At 75.2% G+C, this 10699-nt stretch carries 9 protein-coding genes; 4 read left to right on the forward strand and 5 right to left on the reverse strand.

All coding sequences use genetic code 11. The features are described 5' to 3' along the window. Positions 1–78: 78 nt before the first annotated feature. Positions 79–1332, reverse strand: a complete 1254-nt coding sequence (locus tag ACWGKU_RS38390; RefSeq protein WP_452177490.1) for a sulfite oxidase — start codon at positions 1330–1332, stop codon at positions 79–81. 475 nt (positions 1333–1807) lie between these two features. On the opposite strand from ACWGKU_RS38390, the gene ACWGKU_RS38395 reads away from it, so the two are divergent. The 3 genes from ACWGKU_RS38395 to ACWGKU_RS38405 all read left to right on the forward strand — a co-directional run bounded on the left by ACWGKU_RS38395 (position 1808) and on the right by ACWGKU_RS38405 (position 4047). After that, entirely contained in the window at positions 1808–1960 is a 153-nt protein-coding gene (locus tag ACWGKU_RS38395) for a hypothetical protein (RefSeq protein ID WP_452177475.1), read from the forward strand. Positions 1961–2115: 155 nt separating this feature from the next. Further along, positions 2116–3747 (forward strand): BCCT family transporter, encoded by a 1632-nt coding sequence (locus ACWGKU_RS38400; RefSeq protein WP_401054950.1) that lies wholly within the window; start codon positions 2116–2118, stop codon positions 3745–3747. A gap of 120 nt (positions 3748–3867) precedes the next feature. Further along, positions 3868–4047 (forward strand): hypothetical protein, encoded by a 180-nt coding sequence (locus tag ACWGKU_RS38405; RefSeq protein ID WP_359913294.1) that lies wholly within the window; start codon positions 3868–3870, stop codon positions 4045–4047. A 166-nt stretch (positions 4048–4213) separates the two neighbouring features. On the opposite strand, the gene ACWGKU_RS38410 is transcribed toward ACWGKU_RS38405, so the two are convergent. Continuing rightward, the gene (locus tag ACWGKU_RS38410; RefSeq protein WP_452177474.1) at positions 4214–5773 is read right to left on the reverse strand and encodes a DUF2398 family protein; all 1560 of its coding nucleotides are present in this window, start codon (positions 5771–5773) and stop codon (positions 4214–4216) included. Positions 5774–6231: 458 nt separating this feature from the next. Here ACWGKU_RS38410 and ACWGKU_RS38415 point away from each other — a divergent pair, with 458 nt between their 5' ends. Beyond that, positions 6232–7014: a lysoplasmalogenase gene (locus ACWGKU_RS38415; RefSeq protein ID WP_452177473.1), complete on the forward strand. Its 783-nt coding sequence runs from the start codon at positions 6232–6234 to the stop codon at positions 7012–7014. A gap of 77 nt (positions 7015–7091) precedes the next feature. Here ACWGKU_RS38415 and ACWGKU_RS38420 read toward each other — a convergent pair whose 3' ends face one another. From ACWGKU_RS38420 to ggt, 3 genes are all read right to left on the reverse strand, one after another. After that, a complete protein-coding gene (locus ACWGKU_RS38420; RefSeq protein WP_452177472.1) occupies positions 7092–7715 on the reverse strand; it encodes a hypothetical protein in 624 nt (207 codons plus the stop codon). Between the two features lie 166 nt (positions 7716–7881). Then, positions 7882–8730 carry an exodeoxyribonuclease III gene (locus ACWGKU_RS38425; protein WP_452177471.1) on the reverse strand — a complete coding sequence of 283 codons (849 nt, stop codon included), beginning with the start codon at positions 8728–8730 and terminating at the stop codon, positions 7882–7884. Between the two features lie 75 nt (positions 8731–8805). Next, positions 8806–10596, reverse strand: coding sequence for a gamma-glutamyltransferase (gene ggt, locus ACWGKU_RS38430; protein WP_401047013.1), 1791 nt, complete (start codon positions 10594–10596; stop codon positions 8806–8808). Positions 10597–10699: the final 103 nt, after the last annotated feature.

Here is a 10699-nt window from a genome sequence, read left to right on the forward strand (position 1 = left end):
CCGCCGGCCGGTGGGCCGGCGGGCGCGGACCACCGGCGCGGCGCGGACCACCGCTTGGGCTCGGACCACTGCCGCGGCTCAGACCACCGTCACCGGGTGGGCCACCACCGCACCGAACAGGTAGCCCTCCCGGTTGAACACCGCCCGTTCGGGCTGGGTGTTGCCCCGGCGGTCCGTCGCGCGGGCGCGCAGCTCGTACGGACCGGGCCGCTCGGGGCGCCAGTCGACGCTCCAGCGCGTCCAGCCGTCGGCCCGCGGCTCGTCGCGCAGTTCGGCGCGCCGCCAGGTCCGGCCGCCGTCGGCACTCACCTCGACCCGGCGCACCGCCGCCGCCCCGGACCACGAGCGCCCGTGCAGCCGGTGCTCGCGCCCCGCCGCCAGCCGCGCACCGGCGGCCAGCTCGAAGGCGCTCTTGACCACCTGCTCGGTGAGCGGGTCGCCGCCGCCCGGCGGGTACTCCGGGCCGAACATCCGGTAGAAGTCGGTGTTCCACGGCGAGTACAGCCGGTGGTCGGCGACCTCCACGCTGCCCACCCACTTGATCGAGGCGATGCCCACCCAGCCGGGCACCACCAGGCGGGCCGGGGCGCCGTGGTCCGGGGTCAGCGGCTCGCCGTTCATCTCGTACGCGAGCAGCACGTCGTCCAGCGCCTTGGCGATCGGCAGCGGGCGGCGCACCGGTCCGTAGTTGGTGCCGCCGGCGACGAAGTCCGGGTCCAGGCCGGTGGGCAGCACGTCCACCGCCGCCCCGGTCAGCCCCGCGGCCCGCAGCACCTCGGCCAGCCGGACGCCACGCCAGCTCGCCGAGCCGACGCCGCCGAGGGTCCACGGCGTACCCGGGACGGGCTGGTTCTGCTGGCCGGGGTAGTAGCTGCGGGCGTTGCCGGCACACTCGATCAGCGCGCTGATCCGGGTGGCCGGCAGCTCCCGCAGGTCGTCCAGGCCGAACTCGACCGGGCGCCCGGCCGTCGGGGCACCGCGCAGACCGCTGCCGAAGAGCCTGAGGCGCCAGGTGCCGGGGTCGATCAGCGGGGTGCTGGTGTGGTTGCGGACGAAGAACCGCTCCACCGGCACGTGCCGATGGACGACGGCACGGCCGTCGGCGTCGCGGAAGGCGTCCCAGCGCGTCTCGGCGTTGGTGCCGCGCGGCACGAACCACTCGGCGGGCAGCGGTTTGACGATCCCGGGCACGGGCCCGGGCACGGGCACCGCCCCGGGCAGGGGTCCGGGCAGGGGGCCGGGCGCGGGCACCTCCTCGGCGGCCGCCCGGCCCGCGGCGGGCAGCGGGGCGGCCGGGACGGGCGCGACGAGCACCCCGGCGGCGGAGACCATCCGCAGCACCGTCCGGCGGTCCACCCCGTCGTCGCGGACGGGCTGCGCCGGGCCGGCCTGCTCCGGGGGGTCCTGCGTCGGGGCGTCCTGCGTCGGGGTGGCCGCGGTCCCGGCGGCCTGCGTCGGGGCTGCTTCGTCCGGGGTACGGACCTCGTCGTCCATGAACGGCGTTCCTTCCGTGTCGGCGTGGACGGTTCGCCGGTGCGCGCGACCAGAGCCGGGACCCGAAGGCTGTCCCGGGCGGGCTCCCGCTCTCCGGCTTGACCTTCTCACTGGTGTGAACACCTACCGTTCCCGCTGTCGGCGAAACCCCGGCCCGCGAAGGAGCACCCGATGTCAGCCACCCCGCTCGCCCGGATCTCCCGGCCGGCCGCCCACGCCGACGTGCGAACTGCGTGACGTGGTACTGGAGTTCCTCAAGGGATGACCGCCCCCCGGGGGGAACACCCCGGCGAGCGGCGTCGTTCGCCAGGTCATGCGCATCGGAGAACTCGCCCACCCGAGGCTCGCCGACCTGGACTCGCGGATCGAGGGCCTCTCCCGCAGCAGCCGGGCGCTCTCCCACGACCTCGCCACCGCGCGCGACTACGGTCACGGGCGCGGCTACGGCGAGGGGCGGGCGGCCTGACGGGACGTAGGTCCCGACCCGGCGCTCCCCCGGCGCGCCGTCCCGCCACCGGCGGAGTGAACTGGACATAGTGCGACATACAGCTTGATCCCGAGCGTTCCGAGCGTTCCGACAGTCCGAGCCGGACGCGCCGAGTATGTCGAGAGGTCCATCCGATGAGCAGCCAGCCGCCCCAGCCCGACCCGCCCGCGAAGGAGCCCGACGAACCCGCCGCGACCCTTCCGGTCGACCGGGCGGTGTTCGGCATCGGCGCCGTCCTGGTCCTGGCGGTGGTCGCGTGGGGCGTCTTCGCCGAGGACTCGCTCGGCCGCACCTCCGGCACGGCGCTCGACTGGGTGCTGCACAACTTCGGCTGGCTGTTCGTGGTGGCCGCCGACGTCTTCCTCGTCGTCGCCCTGCTGCTCGCGTTCAGCCGCTTCGGCCGGATCCGGCTCGGCCGCGACGACGACGAGCCCGAGTTCTCCACCGTCGCCTGGATCGCCATGATGTTCAGCGCCGGCATGGGCATCGGCCTGATGTTCTACGGCGTCGGCGAGCCGCTCCAGCTCTTCGCCACCCCGCAGCCCGGCTCCGGCGTGGAGCCGCAGAGCTCGGCCGCCGCCCAGCAGGCCCTGGAGTTCTCGCTCTTCCACTGGACCCTGCACCCGTGGGCGATCTACGCGGTCGGCGGCCTGGCCCTCGCCTACACCACCTTCCGCAAGGGCCGGGGCAACCGGATCTCCGCCGCCTTCGTCCCGCTGATCGGACAGCGCGGCGCGGACGGCTGGGCCGGGCGGACGATCGACCTGCTGGCCGTGTTCGCCACCGTCTTCGGCTCCGCGACCAGCCTCGGCCTCGGCGCGCTCCAGGTCGCCGACGGGCTCGGCTACATCTCGTCCGTCCGCAACACCCAGAACGCCCAGCTGATCATCATCGCCTCGCTGAGCGCCGCGTTCGTGGTCTCCGCGTTCTCCGGGGTCCACAAGGGCGTGAAGTGGCTCTCCACGGCGAACGTCGTGCTCGCCTCGCTGATCATGGTCTTCGTCTTCGTGGTCGGTCCGACCGTGTTCGTGCTGGACGCGATTCCGTCCTCGGTCGGCGGCTACCTCTCCGACCTGCTCGCCATGTCCACCCAGACCGGCGCCTTCACCGACGAGGGCTGGCTCGGCTCCTGGACGATCTTCTACTGGGCCTGGTGGCTCTCCTGGGCGCCCTTCGTCGGCACCTTCATCGCCCGGATCTCGCGCGGCCGCACCGTCCGGCAGTTCCTGCTCGGCGTGCTGCTGGTGCCCAGCGGGGCGACGGTCGTCTGGTTCTGCGTGATGGGCGGCACCGCGATCCGGCTGGTCACCACCGGTGCGGCCGACCTGGTCGCGACCATCCCGCAGGGCCCGGAGGCCTCCCTGTTCGAGATGCTGCGCTCGCTGCCGCTCGGCTCGGTGACCAGCGTGGTCGCGGTGCTGCTGGTGATGACCTTCTTCATCACCAGCGCCGACTCGGCCTCGCTGGTGCTCGGCTCGCTCTCCAGCCGGGGCTCGCTGCATCCGCGGACCTGGCTGGTGGTGGTCTGGGGCGTGCTGATGGGCGGGGTCGCGGCGGCCCTCCTGCTGGCCGGCGGGCTGACCGCGCTGCAGAACGCGACGATCCTGGTCGCGCTGCCGTTCGTGGTGGTGATGCTGCTGCTGTGCGTCTCGCTGGTGAAGGAGCTCCGCGAGGACCCGGCCGCCGCGCCCTCCCGCTTCCGCCCGCCGCACGGCCTGCGGGACGCCGTCCGGGAGGCCGTCGGCGAGTCCGGAACGCGCCGCTGACCTGCGCATACGCCCCGGCCGGCGACGGTTGGGGCGTGTGCGGCCAACCGACGCCAAACCCCCGTCGGGACTTCACCCGCGCGTACCGACCGTTCACGCCGCCCTGGAAACCTCCCTGTCATGAACGCCAACCCTCAGGCGCCCCACCAGGAACCGCGCTTCCCCCTGCCCCAACGGCACCGCCGGCTGCTCGCCGCCACCGCCGTCCTCGTCTCCATCGCCCTCGGCACCCTGGGCGTCGGCGCCACCGTGGAAACCGTCGAACACGGCCCCTTGGCCAGCGCCTCCGCCAGCAAGTAGCAACCGCCCCGCCCGGCACCGCGGTCCCGTCCCGGACCCGGTGCTTCTTGCTCTCCCGGCCCGGAACCACCACGTTCCCCGGCCCGGAGCCACCATGCTTCCCGGCCCGAGCCCGTCGCGCCTTCCGCCCGAGCCGGGCCCCGCCGCCGGAGAGCGGCGTCCCCCGCTACGCCCGCTGCTCGGCGCGGGGGCCGGCCGGGGGCGGGACCAGCGGGCCGGGGCGCGAGTGGCGGCCGTTGCCGGGGGTGGGGTGGAGGTCGGGAGCCGGGGCGTAGCGGGCGGCCGGGGGGCGCAGGCGCCAGGCCGGGGGCCGGGTCGGGTGGGGAGTGGGGGCCATCAGGGCGAGGCGGTGGAGCAGGTCGAGGGCGTCGCGCCGCAGGGCGGTGCGGTCGGCGAGGTACCGGGCGGGCAGCCCGTACTCGTCGGCGATGTCGCCGAGGACGCCGTCTATCAGCGCGTCCGGGATCGGAACGTCTCCGGCCACCGCCTCGCCGGGCAGCGGGCGGACCTCCTCGACCAGGCGCTCGACCAGCAGCAGGGCGGCCTGGGCGACGGTGTCGGCACCGGGGAGGGCGAGGTCGGTGAGTTCGGCGGCCGGGTCGAGCAGGGCGACGCCCTCGGCCCGCAGCTCGGCCTCCAGGCCGAGGAACTCGGCGAGCGCCGCCGGGCCGCTGAGCCGGTGGTCCTGCAGCCAGGCCCGGTGGTCCTCGGGGAGGTCGGCGGCCAGGACGGCGGGTGTCTCGGCGAGCAGCCGGCGGACGGCGGTGGCGGGCTCGGCGTCGGCGGCGCGGCGGATCAGGTCGGCGGCGTCGTCGGCGAGGGCGGGCGGGCCGGCCGGGACGGCACGGGCGAGTTCGCGGTCCACGGTCAGCACGAAGGAGCCGTCGGCCGGGTCGGGCGGCAGCTCGCCGAGCACCTGCCAGCCGGCCAGCGCGGCCAGCGCCATGGCGAGGTCGGCCGGTTCGGCGGTGAGTTCGGGGGCGGCGGCACCCATCGCGTCGAGCAGCCGCCGGTAGTCCAGCTCCTCCGGGGCATCGACCAACAGGGCCAGCGCGAGGGCGAGTTGGGCGTACCCTGCCGGGGTGAACGGCGCCCCGGTGACGGGGTGTTCGAGGCGGCGGGCGGCGTCGGGGCCGAGGCCGGCCTTGCAGAGCCGGGCGTGCCAGGGGCCGACGACGAGGCGGTAGCCGAGCAGGGTGTCGAACCGCTCGGCCAGCCAGTCCCGGTGACGGCGGATCAGCGGGAAGCCGTCGGCGTGCGGACCGGAGGCGGTGACCAGCGGATGGGCGAGCAACAGCCGGGCGGCGATCCGGCGTTCGGCCGAGGGGAGCTCCTCGCCGGAGCGGTCCTGGGCCACGACGGTGGGCGGCGTCACCCGCGTGGGCTCGGGCCTGCGGTGCCGGCCCGGCCTGCCCGGCTTGGCACCTGACCGGACGACGGGCAGCGCGGCGTCGTCGCGCCGGGCGCGGCGCAGGCCGCCCTCGGTGCGGTCCTCCCGGAGGCGCGCCGGCGTGGCGGAGTGCGCGGTGGGGCCGTGCCACCAGCTGACGCCGGGATCGGCGGCGGGCTCGGCGGCGGCGCCGAGGTGGCGGGCGGGGTAGAGGCCGAAGGAGGCGGCGCAGAGGTCGTCGGCGGTGCCGGGGGCGGCGGCGGCGAACCAGTGGGCCAGGCGCAGCAGCCCCGGATCGGGCGAGAGCGTCACGCCGGCGGCCGGGGGGTCGGTCACCCGCACGTCGTCAGCACCGCTCGCCGCGCCCGTCCCAGGTCCCCTGTCAGCGGGGCCGGTTCCAGGAGCGCCGGCGGAACCGGTGGCGGAGCCGGCAGCCGGACCGCCGTCAGGACCGGCTTCGTGTACGGCGAGGACGGCGTGGGCGGTTCCCCGTCCTGCCCCGCCCGCGCGTCCGTCCGGCCTGCCGGCCACCCGGGTGGCGCCGACCGCGTAGTCCTGCTGATCCATGTCGGGGTCCAGACTAGACGGTGCCCGGGCCACCCGTCGGCAGCAACCGCCCTCCTGAGGAACTCTCCGCAGGAGCCCTCGAAGCGGTCGCCCGCGCTCCGCCTGCCGGCCGCCCCGTCATCCGGCTCCGCCCACCGGGGTTACGCGCCGGTAACCCGCCCTTCCGCCGCCGGTCCGGCTCCTCTAGGGTCGGTCTGAAGAGCAGCGGATCACCGAGAGGCGCACGCATGACTGTCCGTACCACCGACCGCGCCGGCCTCGGGGCACGCCTGCGCTCGGCCACCGGCCTGCTGGGCGGCTTCGCGGCCACCTCGGCGGCGCACCTGGGCGCGATCGTCTCCGGCGCCTCGGTGCTCCAGAACGCCACCAAGCCGGCCCTGATGCCGTTGCTGGCGGCCCAGAGCGTGGCGGCGGCCAGGAAGGCCGGGCAGGAGGCGCCGAAGCTGCTGGCGCCGGCCCTGCTGCTGAGCGCGGGCGGGGACGTGCTGCTCCAGCTGAAGAACGATCCCGCGTTCCTCGCGGGCATGGGCTCGTTCGCGGCGGCGCACGTCTGCTACGTGACGATGTTCGTCAAGCGCGGCGCGCTCACCGACCGCCGACGGGCACTGATGGTCGCGGCCGCGTACGCGACGGCCTGGGTGACCCTGGTCGGGCAGCTCTGGCCGGACCTCGGAGACCTGCGCGTCCCGGTGGCGGGCTACAGCCTGCTGCTCGCCTCGACGGCCGTCACCTCGGCCGGGCTGGGCTGGCGGACCGGGCTGGGCGGGGCGCTGTTCCTGCTCTCCGACACGCTGATCGCCACCCAGCTGGCGAAGTGGCGGGAGCTGCCGGGCCATCAGTTCTGGATCATGGCGACCTATGTGCTGGCCCAGTACCTGCTGGCCGACGGCACCCTCCGGCACCAGGACCGGCTGCACCGCGAGGGCGTCGAGGGCACCGGGAGCACCGGGGGCACCGGGGGCACTGGGGGCACCTGGGGCAACGGCGGCGCCGAGCCGCGAACCGTCTGACCCGCCGCCGCGCCGCCGGTCCCGTCGGGGTCCGGCGGTGCGGCGCAGGGGCGCGCGGGCACGCGGCGGCGGGGCCGTCAGGCACCGCGCCGCCGCAGCAGCCAGAAGCCGCCGACACCGCCGGCGACCAGCGCGAGGCCGCCGGCCAGCTCCGCCGGGTTCGCCGCGACCGAGCCGCCGAGGCCGGTCTGCACCGCGCCGTGCGGGGCGACCTGCTGGCTGCCGGCGCCGGACTGCCCGAGCGAACCGGCCCACTCCCCCGCGGCCTCGCCCCATTCGCCGAGGCTCTTGTCGGGGTTCGTCCGGGCGTCCTTGTCGGTGCTCCGGTCCGGGGTGATGGAGGCCACGGTGGCGACCGTGACGGTGGTCGCGAAGGCGCCGCCGTCCGGGCAGGTGCCGTCGACCTTGCTGTCCCCGGCGTGCTGGCCGGCCAGTCGGGCGGAGCCGCTGTGCTTGCCGTCGGGGCCCAGGGTGAGGGTCGCCGGACCGCCCTCGAAGGCGGCGGAGCGGGCGGTGATGGTCTTGGCGTCGGGCTTGTCCGACTTCTCGCAGGAGACCGTGACCGTCACGGTCTGGCCCGGTGCGGCCTGGGACGGGCTGACCGAGGCCGAGCCGTCCCTGGCGGATGCGAGGGGGGCCGTCAGGCCGGTCAGCGCCGTCGCGCCGATCAGGACGGCGGCGGCCGTACGCGTGGGGCGCATGCCGGAACCTCCGGGATTCTCGGGCGCAGCCGGGGACTCCCATGTCCACGTGGTCGAGCACTGCACCCGGTCATTCACCGACGGTAGGCACCCGCCCCGCGCTCGGCCAGCGCTCACGACCGTTCGGGTTACGGCCCGTGACCCGGCGTGACGCCCGCGGCGCGGCTCAGACGTCGAGGTCCAGGTCCACCACGACCGGCGCGTGGTCCGAGGTTCCCTTGCCCTTGCGGGCCTCGCGGTCCACGTAGCTGTCGGTGACGGCGTCGGCGAAGGGCTTGTTGGCGTAGGTGAGGTCGATCCGCATGCCCCGGTTCTTCGGGAAGGCCAGCTGGCGGTAGTCCCAGTAGGTGTAGGGGCGGTCGTACTTGAGCGGGCGGGGCAGCACGTCCTGGAGGCCGATCTCGCCGAGGGACGTCAGCGCGGCACGCTCGACCGGGGTGACGTGGGTGAGGCCCTCGAAGGCGGCGGCGTCGAAGACGTCCTCGTCGGTGGGGGCGATGTTGAAGTCCCCGAGGACGGCGAACGGGCGGGAGCCCGCGGCGTCCTCGGTGGCGCCCTTGCGCAGCGCCTCCAGCCACTCCAGCTTGTACTCGTAGTGCGGGTGGCCGACCTCGCGGCCGTTGGGCACGTAGACCGACCAGACCCGGACCGGGCCGCAGGTGGCGGCGACGGCGCGCGGCTCGACCTCGGGCAGCAGGGCGCCGTCGGCGAGGTAGCCGGGCTGGTCGGGCAGGCCGCGCACGACGTCGTCCAGGCCGATCCGGGAGACGATCGCGACGCCGTTCCAGCGGCCGTTGCCGTGCGCGGCCGTCTCGTAGCCGAGCTCGCGCACCGCCTCGTACGGGAAGGCGTCGGCCGCGCACTTGAGCTCCTGGAGGCAGAGCACGTCGGGCTTGGCGCTCTCCAGCCACTCCAGGAGCTTGGGCAGCCGCGCGGTGACGGAGTTGATGTTCCAGGTGGCGATGCGGACGGTCACGGCGGGCGGCCTTCCCGGTGGTTCGGTGCGGACGGGCATGCGGACGGGATGGGCCGCCCCTCGCGCGGGAGGCCCACCCCGAACATACCGTCCGGCACCGACAGTCCGGCCCGATCAGCGCGCGGGCCGGACCACCGCGGCCGAGCCGCCGCCGCGCCGCACGGGTTCGGCGGCGGCCACCCAGCGGCCGTCCGGCAGCCGTTCCACGCCGGTGGCGGCGCCGATCTCGCCGCCGTTGACGAAGCTCTGTCCGAGGCCCTCCAGCGCTGCCCGCTCGGGCAGCGCCAGGAAGCCGGGCTCGGCCTGGGTCGTGGCGCCGTTGCGCTGGCTGGCGCGCGGCGCGGCGATGGCCTGTTCCAGGCTCAGGCCGCGGTCGAGCCGCCCGAGCAGCACCTGGAGGGTGGTGGTGATGATGGTCGCGCCGCCGGGGCTGCCGGTCGCGAGCACCGGCTCGCCGTCGCGCAGCACGATCGTCGGGGACATCGAGGAGCGCGGCCGCTTGCCCGGGCCCGGCAGGTTGGGGTCGGGGACGCCGGGCGCGAGCGGGGTGAAGTCGAAGTCGGTCAGCTCGTTGTTGAGCAGGAAACCCCGGCCGGGGACGGTGATGCCGCTGCCGCCGGTCTGCTCGATGGTGAGCGTGTAGGAGACGATGTCGCCCCAGCGGTCGGCGACCGTCAGGTGGGTGGTGTTGGGGCCCTCGTACGGCTCGGCGACGGCCTGGCCGGTGTCGGCGCAGGGGGCCGGGTGGCGCGGGTCGCCGGGGGCGAGCGGGCCGGTGAGCGCGTGGTCCGGGCTGATCAGGCAGGCCCGGGAGGCGGCGTAGCGCTCGGAGAGCAGCTGTTTGGTGGGGACGTCGTTGAAGGCCGGGTCGCCGACCCAGCGGTTGCGGTCGGCGAAGGCGATCCGGGAGGCCTCCAGGAAGTGGTGGTAGTACTGGGTGCTGCTGTACGCGGAGACGTCGCCGCCGTCCTCCAGGATGTTGAGCGCCTCGCCGACGGTGGTGCCGCCGGAGCTGGAGGGGGCCATCGCGTAGACGTCGTAGGCGCCGTGGGAGACGTGGGTGGGCGCCTGGTCGCGGACCCGGTAGTCGGCGAGGTCGGTGGTGTCGACCCGGCCGGGACGGGCGTTGCGGCCGGAGGCCGGGTCGACCGGCGGGTGCTGCACGGTGTTGACGATGTCCCCGGCCAACTCGCCCTGGTAGAAGGCCTTGACGCCGTCCTTGGCGAGCAGCCGGTAGGTGGCGGCGAGGTCGGGGTTGCGCAGCAGGCTGCCGGTCTCGGGGGGTTTGCCGTTCGGCAGGTAGAGCTTGGCGGTGGCCGGGAAGTCCTTGAACCGGGCGTAGTTGTCGGCGGTCTGGTTGCGGAAGGTGTCGTCCACGACGAAGCCGTTGTCGGCGATCCGCTCGGCCGGTTCGAGGTTCTGGGCGAGCGAGCGGGTGCCCCAGTGGCGCAGCGCGGCGTCCCAGGTGGCGGGGGTGCCGGGCACTCCGACGGACAGTCCGCTGGTGACGGCGTCGGCGAAGGCCAGCGGTTTGCCGTCCTCCAGGAACAGGCCGCTGTCGGCGGTGCGGCCGGCCGTCTCGCGGCCGTCGATGGTGTGCACCCGTCCGGTGGCGTGGTCGTAGTAGACGAAGTACCCGCCGCCGCCGACGCCGGAGGAGTACGGCTCGGTGACCCCGAGGGCCGCGGCGGCGGCGACGGCCGCGTCGACCGCGTTGCCGCCCTTGCGCAGCACCTCGATGCCGGCGGCGGTGGCGTCGGCGTCGACGGTGGCCACCGCACCGCCCCAGCCCACCGCCTCCGGCGCCTTCGACGGCGGGGCCGCGGCGCCGGCCGGCCCGACGCCGGACCAGACCAGTGCGGTGGTGAGTAACAGAGACGGCGCGAGGCGGGTCAGAGCTCTCATGCGAGTCCTCCTGAGTCGACGTCAACTCATCAGTTGTTCCACAGGAGGAATGATCCGACAACCGCACCGCGCCGCTACCAACCGGTAGTTGACGGGGCGGTGC

The organism is Kitasatospora sp. NPDC054768 (assembly GCF_053612025.1).

Excerpts from the sequence above, each read along its gene's own strand:
- ACWGKU_RS38390 (WP_452177490.1), bottom strand. The coding sequence starts at position 1,332 with ATGGTCTCCGCCGCCGGGGTGCTCGTCGCGCCCGTCCCGGCCGCCCCG.
- ACWGKU_RS38395 (WP_452177475.1), top strand. The coding sequence starts at position 1,808 with ATGCGCATCGGAGAACTCGCCCACCCGAGGCTCGCCGACCTGGACTCG.
- ACWGKU_RS38400 (WP_401054950.1), top strand. The coding sequence starts at position 2,116 with ATGAGCAGCCAGCCGCCCCAGCCCGACCCGCCCGCGAAGGAGCCCGAC.
- ACWGKU_RS38405 (WP_359913294.1), top strand. The coding sequence starts at position 3,868 with ATGAACGCCAACCCTCAGGCGCCCCACCAGGAACCGCGCTTCCCCCTG.
- ACWGKU_RS38415 (WP_452177473.1), top strand. The coding sequence starts at position 6,232 with ATGACTGTCCGTACCACCGACCGCGCCGGCCTCGGGGCACGCCTGCGC.
- ACWGKU_RS38420 (WP_452177472.1), bottom strand. The coding sequence starts at position 7,715 with ATGCGCCCCACGCGTACGGCCGCCGCCGTCCTGATCGGCGCGACGGCG.
- ACWGKU_RS38425 (WP_452177471.1), bottom strand. The coding sequence starts at position 8,730 with ATGCCCGTCCGCACCGAACCACCGGGAAGGCCGCCCGCCGTGACCGTC.
- ggt (WP_401047013.1), bottom strand. The coding sequence starts at position 10,596 with ATGAGAGCTCTGACCCGCCTCGCGCCGTCTCTGTTACTCACCACCGCA.